We start from the raw sequence: 24,602 nt of genomic DNA on the forward strand, positions 1-24,602 counted from the left end.
GACCGCAGATAAGGCCCCGGAGATCCTGATGAGACCGATCATAGCGCTTGCGATGGGCGACCCCGCCGGCATCAGCCCGGAGCTGACGGCCCGGCTCCTCGCTCTCGATGATGTCGCGGCCCGGGCCCGGATCGTCGTCATCGGCGACCGCCGCGTCCTCGATGATGGCGCGCGCGTTGCCGGCGTGAAGCTCGACCTGGTAACCGCGTCGCCAGACGCCGACCTCTCGAAGGAAGAGCGGGCCCCGGTTTTCATCGATCTCGGCCATCTCGATCCGGCATCGGTCGCGCGAAGCACCGCGACAGCCGAAGGCGGGCGGTTTGCGCTGACGAATTATCGTCAGGCGCTGACGATGGCACGCGACGGCCGGGCCGACGCCGTTTGCTTTACGCCATTCAACAAGAACGCCATGCGACTTGCACATCCCGTCTATGACGACGAGATCAGCTTTTCGGCCGACGTGGTCGGGCTCGACGGCCCGGCAAGCGAATTCAATGTGCTGGATGGGCTTTGGAACGCACGCGTCACATCGCATATCCCGCTTGCGGAGGTCGCTTCGCACGTCACCAGGGAACGCGTCCTGCGTGCACTGCGGCTAACCGATGCATCGATGCGGACCGCCGGATTCAAGCGTCCGCGCATCGCGGTCGCCGGCCTCAACCCCCATGCCGGCGATGGCGGGAATTTCGGGCGGGAAGAGATCGACGCGATCGGCCCCGCGGTAGATGAGGCCCGCGCTGACGGGATCGCGACCGAAGGCCCGTTTCCCGCAGATACCGTGTTCCTCCGCGCCAAAGCCGGCGCATTCGATGCGGTGCTGACGATGTATCATGACCAGGGCCAGATCGCGATGAAGCTGATGGGCTTCGATCGTGGCGTGACGCTGCTGGGCGGCTTTCCGTTTCCGATCTGTACGCCGGCCCACGGAACGGCCTACGACATCGCCGGGAAGGGAATCGCGGGAATCGGAGCCGCCCATGCGGCGATCCTGCTTGCGGTGGAAATGGCGAAGAGAAAGTTGCAGGCTTGAATCGGTGTTGGGCAACCAACTCGTGCGGGAGAGCCCTCTCTGAAACCAAGATCGCTCGTTCGATTTCTCTCCGTGAGGTGCGCGGATCGCGGGAACAGCCGCGGCCGCCGATGTGCGCGTGAGGATCTCGGCTGGCATCCATAGCGTCTATTCCGAGCTCGCTCCGGCTTTCGGGCCTGCCAGCGGCTAGCGTCTGGTCAAGAACGCTCCTGCCGTATTCGGTTTGACGAATAACCACGGCGACAAATTTGATCGCGACCAAAATATTTGATGACAGTTTTATGACAGCGCCGCTCGCGCAAGCGCAGAACGCAACGCGCTCAGCATCACCCCGCAAGACTCCTGCCGCACGCATATTTTTGTCGTGATTCGCTGCAATTTATGACAGAAGTAAAACAATCAGATGTCAGTTCGATTAATGCGGAGCGGTAAATGAGCTTGGAATGGCGTGCGCAACCAGCCTCCCTGGCCTGGTCTAACCCGGTGATCCGGTGGTGGGGCATGCTGACGCTGGTCAGCGGCGCCAATATCGCGGTTTGGTTCGTGCTGTACCGCCAGCTCCACGGACAGCCGATTGGAAGTCCAGCCAGCGCGTCCGGCGTGGAGTTGATGCTCGCGCTCAGCGCGGCCTATGTGTTCGGCTGCGCCTTCCGCTCGATCCTGCCGCGCGCCGACGTGCAGCGGATCTGCCTGTTCGACACCTGGCTGTCGAGCGTGTTCGTCGGCCGCTCGGTCGCGACCGTGGCCGAGATCGCCTTCGCGGCGCAGTGGGCGATCATTCTGCATCAGCTCGGCACCATGACGGGAGCCGACACCACCGTGAACGCCGCCTGGGTGATCGTGCCGCTGATCGTGATCGCGGAGTGCTACTCATGGCACGCGGTGCTGACCACCAAATATCTGAATAACGCCATCGAGAATTCGATCTGGGCCGTCGTCTTCTTCATCATCGGCGTCGGCCTCTGCCGCCTGCTGCCGGAATTCGACGGCGCGGTGCGCGCGATCCTGGTCGTCACCATCGTCGGGATCGCATTCTATCTGGCGTTCCTGATGACCGTCGACGTCCCGATGTATCTGAACCGGTGGCGGGCCGATGTCGCCGACGGCAATCCGCTGCTGCATCCGCTCGAGGGTCTGCGCGACGTGCGCACGCGCTGGATCGTGACGCACGACATTGCCGAGTGGAAGGAAGAGATTGCCTGGATGTCGCTGTATTTCAGCCTGGCGGTCTGGTCGAGCCTGGCGCTGTGCGTGTTCTATTCGCTCGAGGATCATCTGCCGCGCCATCGCACCCCGGCCCCCGTCGCCAGCTTGCCGTCGACCGCGAGCATTTCGTCGCAGGCGCCGGCGGTCATTGCCGGGCTTGATCCCGTCATGGTGCACCACCGCAATTAGTCGCGGACGCCGCTTTTCCCAACGAACTTGCGTGGCTGCAGTCCGGATAGCCGGTCTCCTGGCGAACCGGTCGCTTGGTCAGCCGGGTCAAGCCGGACTTTTGGTCAAGACGGTTTTGGCGAAGCGTGGCCCAGTTCCTGCTTTGACAGTCTGGTACTAACCTGATCCATTTCCTTGGTGGTCCAATCATTTGGTCCACCCCCCTGCGGCGGCAGGGGCGCCAGGGGGGCGCAAGTCAGGCATTCAGCACCAGCCGAGGAGTCAATCCGATGCAAGAACGGGAACTTCGAGATCTCATTGCAGACGTCAAGACCGGACGCTTGTCGCGGCGGTCCTTTGTCCAGCAGATGATCGCCGTCGGCCTGACCGCGCCGATGGCCGGCATGATGCTGGCCCAATCCGGGGTGGCGATGGCCCAGACCACGTTCCCCTACAAGCCGACCAAGGCCGGCGGCGGCGGTGTGCTGAAGCTGCTCTATTGGCAAGCGGTGACCCTGCTTAACCCGCATTTCGCCATAGGGACCAAGGACCAGGAAGGCTCCCGAATCTTTTACGAGCCGCTGGCCGGATGGGACGCCGAAGGCAATCTGGTTCCGGCGCTCGCCGCCGAAATTCCGAGCAAGGAAAACGACGGGCTCGCCGAAGACGGCCGCTCGGTGGTGTGGAAGTTGAAGCGCGGCGTCAAATGGCATGACGGAAAGCCGTTCACGGCTGATGACGTGGTCTTCACCTGGGAGTACGCGCGAAACCCGGAGACCGCCGCGGTCTCGATCGCGAGCTACAAGGACGTCAAGGTTGAAAAGATCGACGATTTCACCGTTCGCGTCGTGTTCGCCAAGCCGACGCCGTATTGGGCCGATGCCTTTGTCGGCAACTACGGCCCGATCCTGCCAAAACACGTGTTTGCCGATTATATCGGCGCCAAGTCACGCGACGCGCCGGCCAATCTGAAACCGGTGGGCACCGGCGCTTATATGTTCGTCGATTTCAAGCCGGGCGATGTGGTGGTGGCCAAGCGCAATCCCGACTACCACGTCGCCAATCGACCGCAGTTCGATACGCTGGAAGTCAAGGGCGGCGGCGATGCCGTGTCGGCCGCGCGCGCGGTGCTGCAGACCGGCGAATATGATTACGCCTGGAACATGCAGGTGGAAGACGAAATCCTGCTCAGGCTGGAGGCGGCGGGCAAAGGCAAAGTGACCATTACGCCGAGCGGCAACGTCGAGTTCATCATGCTCAACGCGACCGATCCATGGACCGAGGTGGACGGCGAGCGCGCCAGCGTCAAGACCAAACATCCGCTGTTCAGCGACCCGGCCGTGCGCCAGGCCATCGGCCTCCTGATCGATCGCACCTCGATCGAGAAGTTCATCTACGGCCGGACCGCTACCGCCACCGCGAACTTCCTCAACAATCCGGAACGCTTCCGGTCGAAAAACACCAAGTTCGAATTCAACATCGAGAAAGCCAACGCGATCCTGGAGGCGGCCGGCTGGAAGAAGGGCGCCGACGGCATTCGCGCCAAGGACGGCAAGGCGTTGAAGTTCGTGTACCAGACCTCGATCAACGCGCCCCGGCAGAAGACGCAGGCCATTGTCAAGCAGGCGTGCCAGAAGGCCGGCATCGACGTCGAGCTGAAGTCGGTGGTCGGATCGGTGTTCTTCTCCTCCGACACCGCCAATCCCGACACCTACCCGCATTTCTATTGCGACGCGCAGATGTACAACACCACCATGCCGCAACCCGACCCGCAGCTGTTCATGAACCAGTATGTGTCATGGCAGATTGCGAACAAGGAGAACAAGTGGCAAGGGCGTAACATCTCGCGCTGGCAAAACAAGGAGTACGACGAGCTTTACAAGCAGGCCGAGCAGGAGCTCGACGCCGTGAAGCGGGCGGCGATGTACATCAAGCTCAACGACATGGTGGTCGGCGACAATTACATCCAGCCGGTCGCCGCCCGGTCGAGGGTCTCGGCGGTAAAAGGCGGCGTGACTGCGCATTTCAGCGGCTGGGACAACGACCTGTGGCAACTTGCAAACTGGTACCGGGAAGCGTGAGATCAGACGTGAGATTCGTGATGCGCAAAAACTGAACGGGCGGCAGCAGGACGAACGATGGGAAAGTACATTCTCAGACGCCTGACTATCGCCCTTCCCAGCCTGCTCGGCATCAGCCTCATTCTGTTTGTGCTGCTCGCGCTGGCGCCGGGAGATCCGTTCGGCGAACTGGCTACCAACAGCAATATTCCGCCCGAGGTGGCCGCGGCGTTGCGGGTGAAATTCGGCATCGACGATCCCATTATGATTCGCTACCTGCGCTGGCTCGCGGCGATGCTGCAGGGCGACTGGGGCTTTTCGTTCGCCAGCCGCATCGACGTCGACCAGCTGATCCTGCAACGCGTGCCGACCACACTGTTTGTGGTCGGCTCGTCGCAGATCCTGGCGTTGGCGGTGGCGCTGCCGGTCGGCGTCTATGCGGCGATGCGGCCCTATTCGATCTTCGACCAGATCGCCAACACCTTTGCGTTCGTCGGCTTCTCGCTGCCGACGTTCTTCACGGGCTTGCTGCTGATCCTGGTTTTCAGCGTCAATCTCGGCTGGCTGCCGTTCGTGTATCGCGCCGACATACCAGGCAGCGGCTGGCAATGGGCCTGGGAATATTTCAAGCAGGCCATCATGCCGATCGCGGTGCTCGGACTGTTTCAAGCCGCCTCCTACACCCGTTACGTACGCTCGGCGGTGCTCGACGTCATCCGGCTCGACTATGTCACGACGGCACGCTCGAAGGGCCTCAATGAAGGCAAGGTCGTCATCAAGCACGTGGTGCGCAACGCCTTGATTCCCGTGGTGACGCTGGTCGCGCTGCAAATGCCGGCCGTGTTCGGCGGCGCCATCGTCACCGAACAGATCTTCCGCATCCCCGGCATTGGTTCACTGCTGATCAGCGCCATCCTCGCCAACGACACGCCGGTCATCATGGCGGTGACCTTCGTGTTCGCCTGTCTCGTCGTCGTCTTCAACCTTTTGGCCGATATCATCTATGGCTGGCTCGACCCACGCATCTCCTATCGCTGACGTCGTCGTTCCGCTTGAGGGACGCCCGCGCCACATCTCGCCCGGCTTTGACGCCTGGCGAAAATTTCGCCGCCATCGCATGGCGGTCGCGAGCATCGCGATTTTGACGTTGCTGACCGCGGCTGTCCTGTTCGGGCCGCTGATCTGGCGGATGCCGATCAACGAAATCGATTTCACGGCGCGGCTGAGTCCGCCGTCGTGGGAGCACCCGTTCGGCACCGACGATCTCGGCCAGGACCTGCTGGCGCGCATGCTGTACGGCGGACGCATTTCGCTGGCGGTAGGGTTCGCGGCGATGGCGGTCGCCATCATCGTCGGCGTCCTGATCGGGGCGATCTCGGGCATCTCCCGCGGCAGCGTCGACGCCGCACTGATGTGGATCACCGACCTGTTCCTGGCGTTGCCGCAGCTGCCGCTGCTGCTATTGGTGATCTATCTGTTCCGGGATTTCCTCAAGAACTGGGTCGGCGCCGAAGGCGGCGTCTTCATCCTGATCGTGCTGGTGATCGGCGCGTTTCGCTGGATGCCGGTGGCGCGTTTGGTGCGCGCGCAGTTCTTGTCCTTGCGCGAAAAGGAATTCGTCGAGGCGGCGCGCGCGCTCGGCGCCACCACGCCGCGGCTGGTGATCAGGCATATCCTGCCGAATTCGCTCGGACCGGTCATCGTGGCCGGCACCATCGACGTTGCGGCGGCCATCATCGCGGAATCGACGCTGTCGTTTCTCGGCCTCGGGTTTCCGCCTGACATCCCGACCTGGGGACGGCTGTTGTTCGACGCCAAGGATTATCTCGACATCGCGCCGCACTGGGCGCTGTTCGCCGGCGCCGCGATTTTCCTGACCGTGCTCACCATCAATTTCATCGGCGACGGATTGCGCGACGCGCTCGACCCCCGGAGAGTCATGTGATGTTGCGTCCGGAGGATACCGCGAACGTGCCTGCAGCACGGACCGGCGAAGCGCCCTTGCTCGACATCCGGGGCTTGAAGACACATTTTTCGACGGATGACGGCATCGTGCAGGCGGTCGACGGCGTCGACATCGCCGTCCGGCGCGGGGAAACCGTCTGCGTGGTCGGCGAATCCGGGTGCGGCAAGACGGTCACGGCGCTTTCCGTGCTCAAGCTGATCGCAATGCCGCCTGGACGGATCGCCGGCGGGCAGATCCTGTGGCAGGGCCGCGACCTGGTGCCGATGGCGGCGGACGAGCTGAACCAGATTCGCGCCAAGGAAATCGCCATCGTGTTCCAGGAGCCGATGACCTCGCTCAATCCGGTCTACACCATCGGCGACCAGATCGGCGAAGTGATCGCCCTGCATGAGGGCTTAGGGCGCCGCGCCGTGCTGGAGCGGACCATCGACATGCTGGCGCTGGTCCAGATCCCGAACCCGGCGCGCCGCGTCAATGACTACCCGCACCAGTTCTCCGGCGGCATGCGGCAGCGCGTGATGATCGCGATGGCGCTGTCGTGCGGTCCGAAGCTGCTGATCGCGGACGAGCCGACCACGGCGCTCGATGTCACGATCCAGGCGCAGATCCTCGATCTGCTGCAGGACATGAAATCGCGCCTCGGCATGTCGATCATGCTGATCACTCACGCCATGGGCGTCGTCGCCGAAGTCGCCCAGCGCGTGGTGGTGATGTATGCGGGCAAAGTGGTGGAGGAAGCCGCGGTCGAACAGCTGTTTGCCAACCCCCGCCATCCCTATACGCAGGGCCTGATCCGTTCGATCCCGCGCGTCGACCGGGGCGGCGGCCGCAAGGCCCGGCTGCAGACCATCGCCGGCACGGTGCCTAAACTGATCAACCCGCCCGGGGGCTGCCGCTTCGCGCCGCGCTGCGGTTTTGCGACCGATGAATGCGTGCGCGCGCAGCCTGCCTTGCGCGAGCTCGAACCCGGCCACAAGGTGGCCTGCATCCACGCCGAAGCGACGGTGGTTCAATGAGCGAGCCGCTGCTCAAAGTCGCAAAGCTGACCAAGGAGTTTCCGCTCAAGGGCGGGTTGTTCGGCGGTCACACTGCCAGCGTTCATGCCGTCGACGGCGTCGATTTTCACGTCGATCGCGGCGAGACGCTGGGCCTGGTCGGCGAATCCGGCTGCGGCAAGTCGACCACCGGCCGCTGCGTGCTTCGTTTGATCGAGCCGAGTTCGGGCGAAATCCATTTCGACGGCAAGGATGTCCGCTCGCTCAAGGCCGACGACCTTCGGATCCTGCGCCGCGACATTCAGATCATCTTTCAGGACCCCTATGCGTCGCTCAATCCGCGCATGAATGTGGGCGCGATCGTCGGCGAAGCGCTGATCATCCACCAATTGACCAAAACCAAACAGCAGTTCGAAGAGCGCGTGGTGGATTTGCTGGAAACCGTCGGCCTGCGCGCGGACCATATGGGCCGCTATCCGAACGAATTCTCCGGCGGCCAGCGCCAGCGCATCGGCATCGCGCGGGCGCTCGCGGTCGAGCCCAAGCTGATCATCTGCGACGAGCCGGTGTCGGCGCTGGACGTTTCGATCCAGGCCCAGGTCATCAACCTGCTGGAAGATTTGCAGGAGAAGTTCGGGCTCGCCTATCTCTTCATCGCCCATGATCTCGCGGTCGTCGAGCATATCTCCAAGCGCATCGCGGTGATGTATCTCGGGCGCATCGTCGAGATGGCGTCGGCCCACGAGCTGTATGCCTCGCCGCGACATCCCTACACCGAAGCGCTGCTGTCGGCGGTGCCGATACCGGATCCGAAAGTGAAGCGGCAGCGCGTCCGGCTGTCGGGCGAAGTGCCGAACCCGATTTCTCCGCCGACCGGCTGTCACTTTCACACAAGGTGCCCGATCGCGCAGTTTCCGCTATGCAAGAGCGAGGCTCCGCCGCTCAAGCAAAGCGCCGACGGCCACTGGGTCGCCTGCCACTTCCGCTGACAAGGGCGCGAAGGATCAGGCGCCTCTTGTGATCAGACAGGTTTTGGCCGATGTCTATAGCATATGCCTTGGAGATGAGCCCATGCCTGAGCAGAGGCGCGTCAGACTGTTTCGCAATGGCCGCAGCCAGGCGGTCCGCATTCCTGTGGAGTTCGAATTGCCAGGCGACGAAGCTATCATGCATCGCGACGGCAACCGCTTGGTGATCGGGCCAGTGCGCAAACGCGGACTGATCGCCTTGCTCAAGGCGATGAAGCCGCTTGACGGGGCGTTGCCTGAAATCGACGATGTACCCGTGGCCTGAACGTGGAAAACTGGCTTGCTTGAGAAGGCGGACCCATGCCCGTCGATTTTCAGGAATTACTTCTCGCATACGAATACGTAAGCAGCGGGACCGGCCTGCATCAGGCCTTCCTGTGCAGACGGACGGGCAAGATCCTCTGGCATTCCGATTTTTCCGATCACGATGAATTCAACGACGAGTTACCCGACGACATCGAGGACGACGAGAAATACATCGCAATCCCCGACAAACGGGAGCTCGATCTCGGCAAACCCATGGCGCTGAATTTTGCGCGTGAATTTCTGTCTGATGACTTCGACGAGGTCAGATATATGTTCAGCAGGCGTGGTGCCTACAAGAAATTTCGGGCGCTGCTGATCCGCAGGAATGTGCTTGAGCGCTGGTATGATTTCGAATCGAAAGCCACTGCGCGCGCGTTGCGCGAATGGTGCGAGATCAACTCCATTGAAATCACCGGCTGACGCCGCGCAACGCAGTGCATCACCCTTTTCGGGCGGCGGCGGCGCAAAGCGCTCGCTCATTCCTGTTTCCAGAAGCGCTCGTTTGGCATTATCCCGGCTGGATCAGCGGAAAATTCGGGCCTGATGCGGTTGAGGTAGTACATATTCACCAACCCCTGGTGCTTCACTTCGACGGCGCCACGGGCGTCGGTTTCGAATCGCGTCTTGATGTGCTGCCAGGTCGATTCGGCGATACTGATACGACCGGGAATGCCGGCGGCTTCGACGCGCTGGGCTATGTTCACGGTATTGCCCCAGATGTCGTAGGTGAATTTGTGTTTTCCGACGACGCCGGCAATGACTGGACCGGTATTGATTCCAATCCTCACCTGCCACGCCGGCAGGTGCAGCTTCTCGCGTTGCCGATTGATCCTGGCCAAATGATCGATGACCTGCAGCGCCGCCAACGCGGCATCGATGGCGTGCGAGCGATTGGGCTCCGGCACGCCGCCAACCGCGAGATAGGCGTCTCCGATCGTCTTGAGTTTTTCGAGGCGATGCTTGGCCATGATGTCGTCGAACACGGTGAAGTGCTGGTCGAGCTGGTCAATGACGCTCGCCGGCTCCATGGTTTCGACCAGCCGGGTGAAGCCGGTGAAATCGATCAGGATCACCGTCGCAGAGTCGAAGAAGCGCGGCTGAACGCGGTCATTTGCCTTGAGCTCGGCTGCGATCGATGACGGCAGGATGTTCAGCAGCAGCTTGTCCGATTCGGCCTTGCCGACAATTGCGTGGTCGCGCGCACGCTCCAACTCACGCAGCATCTCGTTGCGCACGAGCAATTGCCGGCGCAATTCGAGGTGAACCATGGTCTGCCGTGCCAATCGTCTGAGCGCCTCCTGCTGCTCGAAGGTCATTTCTCGCGGCTCGAAGTCGATCACGCACAAGGTGCCCAGGGCATGACCATCCTGCGTGATGAGAGGAACGCCGCAGTAGAAGCGAATGTGCATATCGCCCGTCACAAGCGGGCTGGTATTGAACCTTTGATCCTTTATCAGGTCGGGAACGTAGAGGATGTCGTTGTTGCAGATCGTGGCCGTGCAAATCGAAATTTCGCGCGGGCATTCGGAAAGCTCTGCGGGAAGTGGGCCGTATTTCGCCTTGATCCATTGCCGCGATGCGTCGACGAAGCTGACCAGGGCGGCGGGGCTGCCGCAGATCTGCGCCGCCAGTTCGGTGATTTCGTCGAATCCAGGTTCTGGAAGCGTGTCGAGGATCGCGTAATTCGCTAGCGCGACAAGGCGTCCGGGCTCGTTGGCTGGAAGCATTTGGTTCATGACAAGCCCTTCGCGTTAGCAGGGTCATCAAGTCTGGTCGCGATACACGAGCCGTTACATAGCCGCATCTTTCCGTCGTGAGAGACGAACACGGCTAGGCGTCAGAAAGTTCCTGGAGCCATGCTGTCGGCTCAAATTAGCACAGTGGGGGCTGAAAGACGAGCGATGGGAAGAGTACAGTGGGAACGCGTGGCCGACATCGCCGGCAGAATGGCCCGGCAAATAGGCCGGGAATCGGAAAACTTACGCCGGCAGGGGTTTTGGCACAGGCGCGCCATTGAGTAGCTTGCCGATCTCCGGCTTGCACGCCCCGCAATTGGTGCCGGCTTTTAATCGTTGACCAATGGCTTCGACATTTCGCGCGCCTTTGTTGATCTCGGCCGAGATTTGCCGTTGCCCGATGCCGAAGCACGAACAGACGATCGGCCCGATATCTTCGCCGGCTTCCAGCGGCTGCCCTGTGAGCAGCGACATCCGCGCCTTTGGCGAGAGCGTGTTTTCCGCGAACAAATTGGTCAGCCATGAACGCGAAACCAGCCTGTGGTCCGAGGCGATGAAGATGCATCCCTCCAACCGCCCGTCGCGAATGCTCGCATAGCGATACCGGCCGATGCTCGGATCGCGATAGGCGAGCCATTCGATGTCCGCCTGCTCGGCGCGGAGCTGCGCGCGCGCCCAATCGCGCCAGCTCGCCGGCCGTTCCTCGATCGCCAGCTCCATGCGCCAGCACATGCCCGCCCGTCCGGAAACCCAGTAGCCCTGCTCCGGGCGCTCGATCTCGTAACGGCTGAGAATAAAGGCATGCCATTTCGGCAGATAGGGCTCGGCCTTCACGGGCGTATGCTTGGATTCCGGCTGTCCGGATATCGGGTCGGTCGCGGGATTGACCAGCGCGTTGATCAGGCCGTCGCCGGCATACTCGCCATTCCAGTGCATCGGCACGAACACGCAGCCGCGCCGCTGTTCGGTGGTGACGGTCACGCGCGCCACCATCTGGCCCCAGGGACTGGTCAGCCGGGCGAGCGCGCCATCTTCGATACCGGCCTTGCGCGCATCCTCGGGGTGGAATTCCGCACAGGGTTCGAACATGTGCATCATCAGTCGCGGCGCTTTCCCGGTCCGCGTCATCGTATGCCACTGATCGCGAATCCGGCCTGTGTTGAGGACCAGAGGATGCTCGCGGCTGGTCGGGTTCTTGGGCGGTCGCGGCACGACCGGAACAAAGCGCGCCTTGCGATCGGGGGTGAAAAAGCTTCCGGACTCGAACAGCCGCGCCGTGCCGGTCGGATAATCCCGCGTCACCGGCCATTGTACCGGAGCGAGCGTTTCGTAAGCGCGATCATCGAGCGTGCTCAGGGCCGAGAGATCGAAGTCCCGCCCGCCATTATTCTCAAAGCCCGACAGGCTGGCATGCTCCCGAAAGATCTCGGCGACGCTGGTATAGTCGAAGCCTGAAAATCCCATGCGGCGGGCGACATCGCAGATGATCCGCCAATCCGGACGCGCGGCGCCGGGCGCCGGCATGAACGGCCGTTGCCGGGAGATGCGGCGCTCGGAATTGGTGACCGTGCCGTCCTTTTCGCCCCATGCCGTCGCGGGCAGCAGCACATCGCCGTGACGCGTGGTGTCGGTATGCCGCATGCAATCCGACACCACGACGAGATCGCAGGCATCCAGCGCGGCGCGAGCGCGAGTTGCATCCGGCAGGCTGACCAGCGGATTGGTGGACATGATCCAGACCGCCTTGATGCGGCCGGCGGCCATCGCGTCGAACATCTCGACCGCCTTGAGCCCGGTCTTGTCGGCGATGACGGGCGAGCGCCAGAACCGCTGCACGAGTTCGCGATGGCGGGGGTTCTCGATCTCCATATGGGCGGCGAGCTGATTGGCGAGGCCACCGACTTCGCGTCCGCCCATCGCATTGGGCTGGCCGGTCAGCGAGAACGGCCCCATGCCGGGTTTTCCGATCCGCCCGGTCAGCAAATGGCAGTTGATGATCGCATTGACCTTGTCGACGCCGCTGCTCGACTGGTTGATGCCCTGCGAGTAGAGCGTGACGACACGCTCGGTCTTGGCGAACCAGCTGAAAAACTGCTCGACTGCACCGCCCGTCAGCCCGCAGACATCGGCCGTGTGCGCCACGGTCTGGCCGGCGACTTGCGCCAGCGCCGCCTCGGCGCCGGTGGTGAAATCGCCGACGAACGCGCCATCGGCCGCCTTGTTCTTCGCAAGATAGGCCAGCAATCCGTTGAACAAAACGGAGTCGCTGCCCGAACGAACCGGCAGATGCAGATCGGCGCCCTCGCAGGTCGCCGTCCGGCGCGGGTCGATGACGACGATGCGGCAAGCGGGATTTTTCGCCTTCGCCGCCAGCATGCGCTGGTGCAGGATGGGATGACACCAGGCCGCATTGGATCCGACCAGGACCAGCAGGTCGGCCAGTTCCAGGTCTTCGTAACACCCCGGAACGGTGTCGCTGCCGAAGGCGCGCTTGTGACCGACCACGCTGGAGGCCATGCACAGCCGCGAATTGGTATCGATATTGGCGGTGCCGACAAAGCCCTTCGCGAGCTTGTTGACGACGTAGTAGTCCTCGGTGAGCAGCTGGCCCGAGACGTAGAACGCCACCGCGTCAGGCCCGTGCTCCCGGATCGCCTTGCTGAATCCATCGGCAACATGGCCGAGCGCGGCATCCCAGGTCGCAGCGCGGCCGTCGACCATCGGCTCGAGCAGGCGTCCTTCCAGATCGATGGTTTCAGCCAGCGCCGATCCCTTCGCGCACAGCCGCCCGAAGTTTGCCGGATGCACCGGATCCCCCCGAACCGTGACCGCCCCGGCCTGGTCCCTGTCGGCCACGACGCCGCAGCCGACACCGCAATAGGGACATGTCGTCTTGACTGGCACGCGTCGTTACCCTCAATCAGCGGAAGCGGTGACTACCTCACGAACGGACAGCCACACGGTGCCGTTCTCCACCTTGGCCGGATACGAGTGCGCGCATCCCTCGTCAGGAGCGACCGCCGCGCCGTTCGCAAGCTCGATGACAAAATTGTGCAGCGGACAGGTGACGCGCTTGTTGTGCACGATGCCTTGCGACAACGGTCCGCCCTTGTGCGGGCAGCGGTCGTCGAGCGCGAATACCTCGTCGTCTTCGGTCCGGAATACCGCGATGTTTCCCGACGCCGTGCGCACCACGCGGGCGCCGAGGCGCGGAATCTGGTCCAGGGCTCCGATTTCAATCCACCGTGTCATGCGAGCTCCGGTCATGCGAGTTCCAGCTCCGCCATCGGCGCGAACTCGTTGCGATCGACACCGCGTTGGGCGCGTTCCGCCCATGGATCGCTTTGCGAGAACTGCTGCGAATACACGAAGCGGTCGTACAGCGCTTTGCGGTTGGTGAGGTCATCGACCACCTGCTTGCGGATGGCATCGAGACCGACACGATCGCACCACTTGTAAATCCGCTCCAGATACCAGCCCTGCTCGCGATAGAGCTGCGTCAGTGCCGCGATCAACTCCAGCGTCTCCTCCTCGGTCGCCACCTTGGCGAGGAATTCGGTTCCCTTGATGTGAAGGCCGGCAGCGCCCGCGAAATGGATCTCGTATCCGGAATCGACGCAAATCACGCCGACATCCTTGCAAGTCGATTCGGCGCAGTTGCGCGGACAACCCGATACCGCCATCTTCACCTTGGCCGGGGCCCACGACCCCCACATGAATCTTTCGATCTTGATGCCGAGCCCGGTCGAGTCCTGGGTGCCGAAGCGGCACCATTCCGAGCCGACGCAGGTCTTCACCGTGCGCAGCCCCTTGGCATAGGCATGGCCCGACACCATGCCGGCGTCGTTGAGGTCGGCCCAGACCGCGGGCAGATCCTCCTTCTTGACGCCGAGCAGATCGATGCGCTGGCCGCCGGTGACCTTGACGGTCGGAATCTTGAACTTGTCGGCGACGTCGGCAATGGCCCGTAATTCATCCGGCGTGGTCACGCCGCCCCACATCCGTGGCACCACCGAATAGGTGCCGTCCTTCTGGATGTTGGCATGGACGCGTTCGTTGATGTAGCGCGACTGCTGGTCGTCGCGATATTCGCCGGGCCAGGTGGCGAGCAAGTAATAGTTCAGCGCCGGCCGGCAGGAATGGCAGCCGTTGGCGGTCTTCCAATCCATGAACTTCATGACGTCGGGAATGGTCTTCAGCTGCTGCTCGACGATGACGCGGCGCGCGTCGTCATGGCTGTGATCGGTGCACTTGCACATCGGCTTGACCTTCGGCGCCGTCGAGTAGTCGCCACCGAGCGTGAACGCGAGCACTTGCTCGACGAGGCCGGTACAAGAGCCGCACGATGACGACGCCTTGGTGTGGGCGCGCACGTCGTCGATGGTGAACAGCTTCTTATCGACGATCGCCTTGACGATGGTGCCCTTGCAGACGCCGTTGCACCCGCAGATCTCCGCCTCGTCGCCCATGGCGGCGACCGAATTCTGGCCGGCGTGACCGCCGTCGCCGAGATTGGCCGCGCCGAATACCAGGCGCTCGCGCATCTGCGAGATGTCGGTGCCGTCGCGCAGGTGCTGGAAATACCAGGGCCCGTCGACCGTATCGCCGTAAAGCACGGCGCCGACGATTTTCTTGTCGCGCAGAACGATCCGCTTGTAGACGCCGCGCGCGGCGTCCTGCATCACGACTTCTTCCTTGTCGACGCCGGGCGCAAAATCGCCGGCGGAGAACAGGTCGATGCCCGTCACCTTCAGCTTGGTCGAGACCACCGAGCCCGAGTAGCTGGCAAAGCCTTTCATGGCGAGCTGATTGGCGCAGACCTTGGCCTGATCGAACAGCGGCGCGACCAGACCGTAGGTCTGGCGACGGTGCTGCACGCATTCGCCGACCGCATAGATGCGCCCGTCATAGGTCTGCATGGTGTCGGAAACGACAATGCCGCGCTCGCAATGGATACCCGCCTTCTGCGCGAGTTCGATGTTCGGGCGGATGCCGACGGCCATCACGACCAGGTCGGCAGGAAGCTCCACGCCATCGGCAAAGCGCACGCCCGTGACGCGGTCCTCGCCCAGGATCGCCTGCGTCTGCGCCGGCATCTTGAACACCATGCCACGCTCTTCCAGCGACTTGCGCAACATTCCGCTGGCAACGGGATCGAGCTGGCGTTCCATCAGGCAGTCGAGCAGATGCACGACGGTGACGTTCATGCCGCGCTTCATCAACCCGTTGGCGGCCTCGAGGCCGAGCAGGCCGCCGCCGATCACGACGGCGTTTGGATGGCTCGTCGAGGCTTCAACCATGCGCTCGACGTCCTGGATATCCCGAAAGCCGATGACGCCCGGAAGATCCTTGCCCGGAAGCGGCAACATGATCGGGTTGGAGCCGGTCGCGATCAGCAGCCGATCATAAGCGACGCGCGCGCCCGTGGCGGTGACGACTTCGCAAGTGCGCCGGTCGATCATCACGATCGTCTCGCCCTTGCGCAGCGTGATGCCGTTGTCGTCGTACCATTGCTCGGTATTGAGCATGATGTCGTCGACGGACTTCTCGCCGGAGAGAACCGGCGAGAGCAGGATACGATTGTAATTGCCGTAAGGCTCGGAACCGAACACCGTGATGTCGTAGAGATCGGGCGCACGCTCCAGCAGCGTCTCCACTGTGCGGATGCCGGCCATGCCGTTGCCGATCACCACCAGCTTCTGCCTGCTTACTTTCTCGAGCATGATCTGCCTTTCGCATTCCGACGACACCGCGCGTCGACGCGACATGCGTCGTCGATCGGTGGAAGAGAGATTGGGAGTTTTGAGGAGCCCATCCGCGGGCAGTGACCATCATCAATGACGATCGATATTTCCTTCAATACAAAACGCGTGCCAACTTTGGCACAGCGATTCCGCAAGCAATATCAATAGCTTTACGGACTGCCGCGAATTCGGGCGCTTGTGCGCACCGCACAAAAAAGCACCACCTTGCGCGTTTGAGTGGCGCGGGATGCTGCCCGCTGCAGCAAGTCGGGTTTTCTTCCCTGTCGGTGGAATAGCGGTCAACGCGTTGCGATTAAAGGCAAAGTGCCGCTCGCGATCGAATGGCACGGTTATTGCTGCCTTTAGAACCAATCGAGACCGTCTCAATGACGAGTATGGCTCTCGCTTTCACCACATTCCATCAGATGTGCCGAGACCCGCCGCACCTGTGCGCATGCTCGGCCGCATGATCGCGAGGCTGTCGCAATGAAGTTTGCTGAGTTCAAGAAGGCTGGCCATTGGCCGACGCTGCTGGCGGCGTTTCTTTACTTCGACATCAGTTTCATGGCCTGGGTCGCGCTCGGCCCGCTGATGGTCTACATCGCGCACGACATGAACCTCGCGGTCAGCGAGAAGTTCACCCTGGTCGCGATTCCGGTGCTGGCCGGCGCGCTGCTGCGCGTCCCGATGGGTATCCTCGCTGACATCATCGGCGCCAAGCGAACCGGCATCATCGCACAGCTCATCGTTACCACGGCGACGGCCTGGGTATGGCGGTACGGACTCGACAGCAAGACGGCGATCATCATCTTCGGCCTGGTGCTCGGCATTGGCGGCGCGTCCTTTGCCGTCGCCCTGCCGCAGGCGAGCCGATGGTATCCGCCGCAATATCAGGGCGTGGTGATGGGCATCGCAGGCGCCGGCAATATGGGCGTCGTCATCGATACGATGCTCGCACCGACGATCGCCGAACATTTCGGCTGGCAGGCCGTGTTCGGGTTCCTGCTGATTCCGATGGTGCTGGTGCTCGCGTATTACGTCTTCGCGGCCAAGGATGCGCCGGGCGAACGCAAGCCGATCTCGCTGAAGGCCTATGCCACGCTGCTACGCGATCCTGATAGCCGCTGGTTCATGTTCTTCTACTTCATCACTTTTGGCGGCTTCGTTGGCCTCGCCAACGCGCTGCCGCTGTATTTCACCGTGCAGTATCATGTGTCCGGCGTGGCGGCGGGTCTGCTGGTCTCGCTGATCGTCGCCTTTGGCTCCGGCTTCCGCCCGGTCGGCGGGCTGATTGCCGACCGCATCGGCGGCATCCGCTCGCTGTCGGTGCTGTTCGCGGTTGTCATCGCGGCTTATCTCGTCATCGCCTTCATGCCGGAAGGGCCGGCGGCGCCATCAGCGGCGGGCTGGTCGCTGCTGCAGATGCCGCGCATCGCGTGGATGTCGGTGCTGCTGTTCTCGGTCGGCACGCTGGCGCTCGGCATGGGCAACGGCGCGGTGTTTCAACTGATCCCGCTCCGCTTCCGTCAGGACATCGGCCTGATGACCGGTCTGGTCGGCTGCGCCGGAGGCGTCGGCGGCTTTTTCCTGGCTCAGGCGCTCGGCACGGCCAAGGCCGCAACCGGCGGCTTCGGGGCCGGCTTCGTGTTTTTCGGGGCGCTGGCATTGCTTGGCTTTATCGGACTTGCCATGGTCAAGGTCCGCTGGCGCACGACATGGGGCGCGGTTTCGGGGGCGCGGGTCTGACGACGCGCGCTTCCAAGGGCTTGGCAGGTCGCTGACGTGACGATCGGTTCGCAGAGGAATCTTCAGGTTCGCGTGGGTTTCGTCAGCGAGACCGGCAAGCGGGCGACCAACGAAGACTACGTCGCGGCCTGCCTCGGCCAGACCGGCGCATTCAACCGCGACATCGTTGCCGCGGTGGCGGATGGCGTCGGAGGCCACAAGGGCGGACGGGAAGCCGCCGAACTGACCGTGCGTTGTTTTCTCGACGCCTACTATTCGCTTCCCGAAACGCTTGGCGTCCGGCGCATCGCCTCGCGGGCGCTGGAGGCCGCCAACAGCTGGATCCATGCGCAGGGCCGCGTCGACTCCAGGCTCAGCGGGATGAGCTGCGCGTTCTCGTCGATCATCCTGTCGCGCCGCACCTGTCATATCGTCCACATCGGCGACACACGCGCCTACCGTTTGAGCGAGGGCCGCCTCGAGCGGCTGACCAAGGATCACGTCGCCGGACGCGGCGACCTCGCCCACGTGCTCAACCGCGCCATCGGCTTCGAGGATTTCGCGCGCGTCGACTATGCCGCGGTCGGCCTGCGGCAACATGATCGACTGCTGATCTGCAGCGACGGCATTCACGGTGTCCTCGACGACGGCCGCCTGCAGGTCCTGCTCGACGAGCGCGCTTCACCTGAGGAAACCGCGCGCAAGCTGGTGGACGTGGCGCTGGCCGCCGGCAGCAGCGACAACATGACCGCGCTGGTGCTCGACGTCATCGACCTGCCGCCGGCCGACCGCAACGAACTCACCCACGCCATCGAAACCCTTCCCATCCTGGAGCTGCCATCGTCGGGTGAGACCATCGACGATTTCGTTCTCCAGGAGGTGCTGTCCGACGGCCGCTATAGCCGGCTGTTCGTCGCCACCGACAAGCGGCAGAACCGCAAACTGGTGCTGAAGTTTCCGCATCCGCGCGTCGCCAGCGAAGGTTCCTATCGTCTCGCCTTCGTGCGCGAAGCATGGGTGGCGGCCCGCGTCAGGAGCCTGTGGATCGGCGAAATCATCGAGGTTCCCGCCGGGCGCCAGACGCGGCTGTATTCGGTGATGCCGCTGTACGAGGGCGAAACGCTCGAACATCGCCTGAACCGCTCGCCGCAGCTCTCGCTCACCGAAGGCATCGGCATCGCCACCAAGCTGGCGCGCGCGATAGCGACCTTGCATCGCGCCGGCATCATTCATCGCGACATCAAGCCTGATAACGTCATCCTGCTGACGGCCGGCGGATTGCGGCTGGTCGATCTCGGCGTCGCCCGGGTGCCGCTGCTCGAGGACTTCCCCGCCCAGGACATTCCCGGCACGGCGAGTTACATGGCGCCCGAGCTCTTTGGCGGGCGCGCAGGCGACGAGTTTTCCGATCTCTATGCGCTGGGCGTGACGGTCTACCGAATGTTCAGCATCGCCTACCCCTATGGCGAGATCGAACCGTTTTCGCGGCCACGCTTCGGCAAACCGGTTTCGTTGTCGCGTTACCGCCCCGACTTGCCGGCCTGGCTCGATGCTGTGATCGGCAAGGCGCTCGCCGTCGATCCCACGCAGCGCTTCGGCGACGTCATCGAATTCGCCCACGAACTGGAAAACGGCGCCATGTGGGCGAAGCCCGCCGCCGAGAAGCGGCGAGCGCTCTATGAGCGCAACCCGCTGGTGTTCTGGAAAGTATTGTCGGCGGGCCTCGTCATCCTGGTCGCGATACTTCTGGCGTGGCGCTGACCCTCAGCGACGGCATCCGCCGGAACCCCGACGCGTGGCAAAGCGCCGTTTACTGCCGGTATTTCTGACGGCTATGATAAGGGCTGCAAACTTGCCCTGACATTGGATACACAAGCGAGACCGTTCCGTGCAAATCCTTGAGCAATTGGGTTCCGGCGAGGGCCTGCCGACCGAGGCGATCCGTGCGGCGACCGCCGATCGGTCCACCGTGGCGCCGCTGCTGCTGGACGCCATCGACAGATGCGAACCGAAGAGCGAAGTCGAGGAGAACGGCCTCTTCATCGCGTTCCATCTTCTTGGCCAGCGGCGGGAGAAATCAGCGTATCTCACGATCGCGCGCTTTTTGCGCCGGCCGGACGTCGAATTGATTCTCGGCGATGCCACGACGGCGACCAGTCACAAGGTACTGGCAAGTGTTTTCGATGGCGATCCAGGTCCGATCTACGACATCATTCGAGATCCCAAGGCGGACGAGTTCGTGCGCTGGAGTGCCCTCGACGCCCTCGTGATACTGGTTTTTCGCGGCGAACTCGACCGGGCTGCGGTCGCCGATTTCTTGCGGTCGGCCTTCGACGATTTGCAGCCTCGGGATGTGTGTGCCGTATGGGACGGCTGGCAGGGCACGATCGCAGTGCTGGGGTTGGTCGAACTCGAGCCTCTGGTGCGCGAGATATTCCGGCTCGGCTTCAATGACCCGATGTTGAAGGATTTGAAGGATTTCGAGGATGATTTGAAGGAGGCCTGCGCCGGCGGCCCGCTTCAGCCGTGGCGGCGCAGGGAGTACGAGCCGTTCGGTGATGTCATCGAGGAATTATCGGGCTGGGAGATAGTCAATCCGGAGGAATATCAGGATCAGATCGCTGACGACCCGAGCCTCGATCCGTGGCCGGCGATGCCGGCGCACAACCCGTTCCGCAATGTCGGGCGCAACGATCCCTGCCCCTGTGGCAGCGGCAAGAAATTCAAGAAGTGCTGTATCGACAAGGCGAGACTGCCGCAAATCGCATCGCCGGGCGATCCTTTCGACATCGACGATCCCTTCGACATCGACGAGGTGTATGAATTCGACGACGTCGAAGCCCGGCTTCGGGACTACGACCCGCTGGTCGAGCCTGATCCAGGCGACTGGCTCGCGACCGACGAGCAACGACGTCTTGACATGATCGAGCACTACCACCGGCGCGCCGGTATTAAGGTGGAGCGCGCAGCAGCGCATGCGGCAATGCACGTGGTCGTCGAGAACCAGATCGCGGAAGGAGATCGATTGCCGGTCCGCCGCACCCTGCTGCGGCTGATGACCGAGGGACTCGATCGTCACGAGGCGATCCATGCGATCGCCTCAGTCCTTACCTTTCATATCACGGAGCAGTTGCGCGAAGCAGACGCGCAGGCTCGGCGGCCCGAGCAACAGTCCGACCGCGACGTCACGGGCCCTTATTTTTCCGAGCTTGAAAAGCTGACGGCCGAAAGCTGGCTGCGCTCCGGGTGATATTCCTAGCCGACGCTATACCTTGTCACGTCTCGATCCCGCGGTCGAAATCGTCTTCGAAGCGCAAATGCTTGACGCTGCGGCCGCGGCGGCGCACCAGCTTCAGCGCTTCGATCCCGATCCTGATGTGGATCTCGACATAGTTCTCGGTCACCGTCCGGTCCGACGCCTCGGTCTTCACACCTTCGGGTATCATCGGCTGATCGGACACCAGAAGCAGCGCGCCGGTCGAAATATGGTTGGCGAATCCTGCCGCGAAGATCGTCGCCGTCTCCATATCGATCGCCATGCTTCGCGTCCGGCGCAAGATTTCCTTGAAGCGGTCATCATGTTCCCAAACGCGACGATTGGTGGTGTACACGGTGCCGGTCCAATAGTCGCGGCCGAGATCGCGGATCATCGTCGATACCGCGCGTTGCAACTCGAACGCGGGCAGCGCGGGGACCTCCGGCGGCAAATAATCGTTCGATGTGCCCTCGCCCCGGATCGCCGCGATCGGCAGAATCAAATCGCCGATCTGGTTCTTGCGCTTCAGCCCGCCGCACTTGCCGAGAAACAACACGGCCTTCGGCGCGATGGCGCTGAGCAGATCCATCACGGTCGCGGCGTTCGGGCTTCCCATGCCGAAGTTGATCAGCGTGATGCCGTCGGCCGTCGCGTTGGGCATCGGTCGATCGATGCCGTTGACCAGAACGCCGTTCCCAGCGGCGAACCATTCGACGTAATTGTCGAAATTGGTCAGGAGAACATAGTCTCCGAATTCGGAAAGCTGTGTGCCGGTGTAACGCGGCAGCCAGTTCTCCACGATGTCCTTTTTGTCTCGCATTGCCTTTCGACTCACCTCGCGGCGCCCAGCAAGGCCAAGACTATCACGCCGACAAGGACTGTGCCGTCGCCTTCGGCATCAAATTACGAGGTAGCCATTCAAATCACGAAGAAACCATGGCTGGCGTCGCGCCGGAGCTGGTCGACCAGGCCATATTCCCAATCGAGATAGGCCTGCATTGCAGCGGTCGAGGCATCGGTGCCCTCATAGGGACGCCGGTAGCGGTGCGACGGATCGGGCTTTGGCAGGACCACCGGCGGCCCGACTTCGAGCGCGACGTCATAGCCGCCATCGAGCACATAGGTTTCCCATCCCATCTGCGCGAGCCAGGACGCGGTCATGTCGGCGCGGACGCCGAGATTGTCGGACAGAAGCATCCGCGCGCCGCGCACCGGCGCGGCCATGTCGATCTCCTGCACCAGCTGCCCACCGGCGTAATGGCGGAAGCCCGGGAGGTGACCGGCGGCATATTCCTCGGCATCGCGGACGTCGAAGCGATAGAGGGTGCGGCTGGTCTGTGCCGCCATCGCCCGCGCCTCTTCCGGGCCGACACGGCGGACGCCGGCGCGATAGGCGACATCGCGCGCATTGGCTTTTGCATTCTCGGAAGCGCCGATCGCACCACGACGGCCAGAGCCGTGCTCCAGATCCTGCTTTGCCAATGTCCAGCCGATGGTGCCGTTGCGCAGCGCCACCACTTTATTGGCGACGCCGGCATTGATCAGCGACTGGGTGCCGATGATCGAGCGGGTGCGGCCGGCGCAATTGACGACGATGGTGGTTTCGGGATCCGGCGCCGCCTCGCCGGCACGCAGCACCAGTTCGCCACCGGGCACGCTGATCGAGCCCGGGATATTCATGGTCGCGTATTCATCGAAGCGGCGAACGTCGAGAATCCTGATATTGGCCTTGCGCGCAATCAAGGCGGCGACTTCTTCCGCCCCAAGCGACGGCGTGTGGCGGCGATGCTCCACCAGTTCCCCAAACGCCTTGGCGTAGGAATTGACGTCCTGGAACAGCTCATAGCCCGCCGCCTGCCAGCCCTGCAGCCCGCCTTCGAGCGCGCGGACGTTGGTGTATCCCAGCGCTTTGAACCGATCGATCGCCTGCGGGACGAGGCCTTCGCCCGCGTCGTACACCACGATCGGCACGTCCTTGCGCGGCAGCCGCGTCTCGGCTTCGAGCGCGATGCGGCCGGCCGCCATGTTGGCGGCAAACAGCGGATGGCCGGTGGCGAAAGCCGCCTCATGCCGCAGATCGAGCAACGCGATTTCATCGCGCAGCAGAAGCGCGGTGCGTATTTGCGAGGGTGTGACGGTGGGTGGGGTCATGGCGTGGCGGGTCTGGAGGTGGCGTTGCTGCCGTCATCGCACAACGCCGCGAATAATTCACCAGCAAATAACGACGCGCCACCCTTCGGCACATTGCATATCTAGAGATACACTTCGTCGATATTGACCGACGATTCGACGCCGAGCTTGACGAAATGGCTCGTCAGCCAGTCGTTCGCGCATTTCCGGCCCTGGTCGCGAAGGAAAACCAGAAAATCCCAATCGGCGTTGTATTTGCTGGTCGGGCTGAGCGCCCCCATGAATTCATCATCGGCGACGCTATGGATGAAGATCTGCCGGACGTCTCCGCCGACGATGTGGTTTTGCTTGACCAGCCTGGTAATGAAGCTGACCGCCCGCATCTCCCGCATCAGCGATGAATTGAAACTGATCTCATTGATGCGGTTCAGGATGTCGACTGCCGCATGCGGCAATTCCTTGCGGAACAGCGGATTGATATGAACGATGACAATATCGGAGCTCTTGCAGTTGTAGATGAGTGGGAACAGCGCCGGATTTCCCATGTAGCCGCCGTCCCAATAGGCCTCACCGTCGATCTCGACGGCGTGAAACATGGTCGGAACACATGCCGAAGCCATCACGGCCGAAGCGGAAATTTCAGCCCCCGAAAAGATCTTCACCTTCCCGGTACGAACGTTGGTCGCAGACAGGAACAGCTTGACCGGACAGTCGGCGCGCTTCAGCACCTCGAAATCGATCGATTGCTCGACCACTTCACGCAACGGATTATAGTCCGACGGGTTGAACTCATAGGGCGACAGCACGCGCGTCACGAAGCCGAGCAGCGAGAAGACCGGCGACCAGGTCAGCCTGTGGTTCCCCAGCAGCCGGTCGATCGGGCTTGGTTGCAACGGCCCCAAACTCGCCGCGTCGCTGACACGCTTCCAGTAATCGGTCAGCGCCTTGCGCGCCCCTTCGCGCCCGCCGACGGAAAGCCCGTAGGCAAAGACCGCCGCATTCATCGCGCCGGCACTCGTCGCGCTCAATCCCTCGAAGGCAACGTCCTTTTCGTCGAGCAGCCGGTCGAGCACGCCCCAGGTAAAGGCGCCATGGGCACCGCCACCCTGTAGCGCCAGATTGATCGTCCTCACCTGGTTGGAGCGGGCCGGCCCGTCGCCGGCATTCCCTGCCTCAGGCGTTGCCGCCGAAAAGCGCCCCGAAGCCGCGTCCATCGCAGAACTCCAGTTTCAATGGTGTCGCAAGCAGTCAG

General features: G+C 62.7%; 19 protein-coding genes. 12 read left to right on the forward strand and 7 right to left on the reverse strand.

All coding sequences use genetic code 11. The annotated features are described in order from the left end of the window. The first annotated feature begins 28 nt into the window (after window positions 1-28). The 9 genes from JQ558_RS09545 to JQ558_RS09585 all read left to right on the forward strand — a co-directional run bounded on the left by JQ558_RS09545 (window position 29) and on the right by JQ558_RS09585 (window position 9,179). Complete coding sequence (locus JQ558_RS09545) at window positions 29-1,030, forward strand: 4-hydroxythreonine-4-phosphate dehydrogenase PdxA (protein WP_249142404.1); 1,002 nt, start codon at window positions 29-31, stop codon at window positions 1,028-1,030. Between the two features lie 432 nt (window positions 1,031-1,462). Next, window positions 1,463-2,425, forward strand: coding sequence for a hypothetical protein (locus JQ558_RS09550; protein ID WP_249142405.1), 963 nt, complete (start codon window positions 1,463-1,465; stop codon window positions 2,423-2,425). Window positions 2,426-2,694: 269 nt separating this feature from the next. Beyond that, window positions 2,695-4,485: a peptide ABC transporter substrate-binding protein gene (locus JQ558_RS09555; RefSeq protein ID WP_212293484.1), complete on the forward strand. Its 1,791-nt coding sequence runs from the start codon at window positions 2,695-2,697 to the stop codon at window positions 4,483-4,485. Between the two features lie 57 nt (window positions 4,486-4,542). After that, on the forward strand, window positions 4,543-5,502 hold the full coding sequence (locus JQ558_RS09560; RefSeq protein ID WP_212209358.1) for an ABC transporter permease: 960 nt from the start codon (window positions 4,543-4,545) through the stop codon (window positions 5,500-5,502). After that, a complete protein-coding gene (locus JQ558_RS09565; RefSeq protein ID WP_212209357.1) occupies window positions 5,468-6,409 on the forward strand; it encodes an ABC transporter permease in 942 nt (313 codons plus the stop codon). The genes JQ558_RS09560 and JQ558_RS09565 overlap by 35 nt, the downstream gene beginning before the upstream one ends. After that, the gene (locus JQ558_RS09570; RefSeq protein ID WP_212209356.1) at window positions 6,409-7,446 is read left to right on the forward strand and encodes an ABC transporter ATP-binding protein; all 1,038 of its coding nucleotides are present in this window, start codon (window positions 6,409-6,411) and stop codon (window positions 7,444-7,446) included. Before JQ558_RS09565 ends, JQ558_RS09570 begins: the two co-directional genes overlap by 1 nt. Next, the gene (locus tag JQ558_RS09575; protein ID WP_212209355.1) at window positions 7,443-8,414 is read left to right on the forward strand and encodes an ABC transporter ATP-binding protein; all 972 of its coding nucleotides are present in this window, start codon (window positions 7,443-7,445) and stop codon (window positions 8,412-8,414) included. The genes JQ558_RS09570 and JQ558_RS09575 overlap by 4 nt, the downstream gene beginning before the upstream one ends. An 82-nt stretch (window positions 8,415-8,496) precedes the next feature. Then, complete coding sequence (locus tag JQ558_RS09580) at window positions 8,497-8,718, forward strand: antitoxin (RefSeq protein WP_212293485.1); 222 nt, start codon at window positions 8,497-8,499, stop codon at window positions 8,716-8,718. 35 nt (window positions 8,719-8,753) lie between these two features. After that, window positions 8,754-9,179 carry a hypothetical protein gene (locus tag JQ558_RS09585; protein WP_212293486.1) on the forward strand — a complete coding sequence of 142 codons (426 nt, stop codon included), beginning with the start codon at window positions 8,754-8,756 and terminating at the stop codon, window positions 9,177-9,179. Window positions 9,180-9,235: 56 nt separating this feature from the next. On the opposite strand, the gene JQ558_RS09590 is transcribed toward JQ558_RS09585, so the two are convergent. The 4 genes from JQ558_RS09590 to nirB form a co-directional block, all read right to left on the reverse strand. Beyond that, window positions 9,236-10,495, reverse strand: coding sequence for an adenylate/guanylate cyclase domain-containing protein (locus tag JQ558_RS09590; protein WP_212293487.1), 1,260 nt, complete (start codon window positions 10,493-10,495; stop codon window positions 9,236-9,238). A gap of 243 nt (window positions 10,496-10,738) precedes the next feature. Beyond that, entirely contained in the window at window positions 10,739-13,399 is a 2,661-nt protein-coding gene (locus tag JQ558_RS09595; RefSeq protein ID WP_212293488.1) for a nitrate reductase, read from the reverse strand. Between the two features lie 12 nt (window positions 13,400-13,411). Then, complete coding sequence (gene nirD, locus JQ558_RS09600) at window positions 13,412-13,747, reverse strand: nitrite reductase small subunit NirD (RefSeq protein WP_212293489.1); 336 nt, start codon at window positions 13,745-13,747, stop codon at window positions 13,412-13,414. Between the two features lie 11 nt (window positions 13,748-13,758). Next, on the reverse strand, window positions 13,759-16,218 hold the full coding sequence (nirB, locus tag JQ558_RS09605) for a nitrite reductase large subunit NirB (protein ID WP_212293490.1): 2,460 nt from the start codon (window positions 16,216-16,218) through the stop codon (window positions 13,759-13,761). Window positions 16,219-16,725: 507 nt separating this feature from the next. Here nirB and JQ558_RS09610 point away from each other — a divergent pair. From JQ558_RS09610 to JQ558_RS38105, 3 genes are all read left to right on the forward strand, one after another. Next, the gene (locus tag JQ558_RS09610) at window positions 16,726-17,985 is read left to right on the forward strand and encodes a NarK/NasA family nitrate transporter (RefSeq protein ID WP_212293491.1); all 1,260 of its coding nucleotides are present in this window, start codon (window positions 16,726-16,728) and stop codon (window positions 17,983-17,985) included. 72 nt (window positions 17,986-18,057) lie between these two features. Then, window positions 18,058-19,725 carry a protein kinase domain-containing protein gene (locus JQ558_RS38100; RefSeq protein ID WP_312014974.1) on the forward strand — a complete coding sequence of 556 codons (1,668 nt, stop codon included), beginning with the start codon at window positions 18,058-18,060 and terminating at the stop codon, window positions 19,723-19,725. Window positions 19,726-19,852: 127 nt separating this feature from the next. Then, window positions 19,853-21,214 carry a DUF1186 domain-containing protein gene (locus JQ558_RS38105; RefSeq protein WP_212293492.1) on the forward strand — a complete coding sequence of 454 codons (1,362 nt, stop codon included), beginning with the start codon at window positions 19,853-19,855 and terminating at the stop codon, window positions 21,212-21,214. Between the two features lie 25 nt (window positions 21,215-21,239). On the opposite strand, the gene JQ558_RS09625 is transcribed toward JQ558_RS38105, so the two are convergent. From JQ558_RS09625 to JQ558_RS09635, 3 genes are all read right to left on the reverse strand, one after another. Next, a complete protein-coding gene (locus JQ558_RS09625; RefSeq protein WP_212209344.1) occupies window positions 21,240-22,040 on the reverse strand; it encodes an AMP nucleosidase in 801 nt (266 codons plus the stop codon). 98 nt (window positions 22,041-22,138) lie between these two features. Next, window positions 22,139-23,371 (reverse strand): rhodanese-like domain-containing protein, encoded by a 1,233-nt coding sequence (locus tag JQ558_RS09630; protein WP_212275098.1) that lies wholly within the window; start codon window positions 23,369-23,371, stop codon window positions 22,139-22,141. A gap of 101 nt (window positions 23,372-23,472) precedes the next feature. After that, entirely contained in the window at window positions 23,473-24,564 is a 1,092-nt protein-coding gene (locus tag JQ558_RS09635) for a patatin-like phospholipase family protein (protein WP_212293493.1), read from the reverse strand. Window positions 24,565-24,602 lie beyond the last annotated feature (38 nt).

This window comes from Bradyrhizobium sp. AUGA SZCCT0160 (assembly GCF_018130105.1).
Classification (GTDB): Bacteria; Pseudomonadota; Alphaproteobacteria; order Rhizobiales; family Xanthobacteraceae; genus Bradyrhizobium.

What these genes read in the sequence shown, in the direction of transcription:
- nirB (WP_212293490.1), bottom strand. Translation starts at nt 16,218, where the DNA reads ATGCTCGAGAAAGTAAGCAGGCAGAAGCTGGTGGTGATCGGCAACGGC.
- nirD (WP_212293489.1), bottom strand. Translation starts at nt 13,747, where the DNA reads ATGACACGGTGGATTGAAATCGGAGCCCTGGACCAGATTCCGCGCCTC.
- JQ558_RS09610 (WP_212293491.1), top strand. Translation starts at nt 16,726, where the DNA reads ATGAAGTTTGCTGAGTTCAAGAAGGCTGGCCATTGGCCGACGCTGCTG.
- JQ558_RS09590 (WP_212293487.1), bottom strand. Translation starts at nt 10,495, where the DNA reads ATGAACCAAATGCTTCCAGCCAACGAGCCCGGACGCCTTGTCGCGCTA.
- JQ558_RS09550 (WP_249142405.1), top strand. Translation starts at nt 1,463, where the DNA reads ATGAGCTTGGAATGGCGTGCGCAACCAGCCTCCCTGGCCTGGTCTAAC.
- JQ558_RS09560 (WP_212209358.1), top strand. Translation starts at nt 4,543, where the DNA reads ATGGGAAAGTACATTCTCAGACGCCTGACTATCGCCCTTCCCAGCCTG.
- JQ558_RS09585 (WP_212293486.1), top strand. Translation starts at nt 8,754, where the DNA reads ATGCCCGTCGATTTTCAGGAATTACTTCTCGCATACGAATACGTAAGC.
- JQ558_RS09635 (WP_212293493.1), bottom strand. Translation starts at nt 24,564, where the DNA reads ATGGACGCGGCTTCGGGGCGCTTTTCGGCGGCAACGCCTGAGGCAGGG.
- JQ558_RS09580 (WP_212293485.1), top strand. Translation starts at nt 8,497, where the DNA reads ATGCCTGAGCAGAGGCGCGTCAGACTGTTTCGCAATGGCCGCAGCCAG.
- JQ558_RS09575 (WP_212209355.1), top strand. Translation starts at nt 7,443, where the DNA reads ATGAGCGAGCCGCTGCTCAAAGTCGCAAAGCTGACCAAGGAGTTTCCG.
- JQ558_RS09570 (WP_212209356.1), top strand. Translation starts at nt 6,409, where the DNA reads ATGTTGCGTCCGGAGGATACCGCGAACGTGCCTGCAGCACGGACCGGC.
- JQ558_RS09630 (WP_212275098.1), bottom strand. Translation starts at nt 23,371, where the DNA reads ATGACCCCACCCACCGTCACACCCTCGCAAATACGCACCGCGCTTCTG.
- JQ558_RS09565 (WP_212209357.1), top strand. Translation starts at nt 5,468, where the DNA reads ATGGCTGGCTCGACCCACGCATCTCCTATCGCTGACGTCGTCGTTCCG.
- JQ558_RS09625 (WP_212209344.1), bottom strand. Translation starts at nt 22,040, where the DNA reads ATGCGAGACAAAAAGGACATCGTGGAGAACTGGCTGCCGCGTTACACC.
- JQ558_RS09555 (WP_212293484.1), top strand. Translation starts at nt 2,695, where the DNA reads ATGCAAGAACGGGAACTTCGAGATCTCATTGCAGACGTCAAGACCGGA.
- JQ558_RS09545 (WP_249142404.1), top strand. Translation starts at nt 29, where the DNA reads ATGAGACCGATCATAGCGCTTGCGATGGGCGACCCCGCCGGCATCAGC.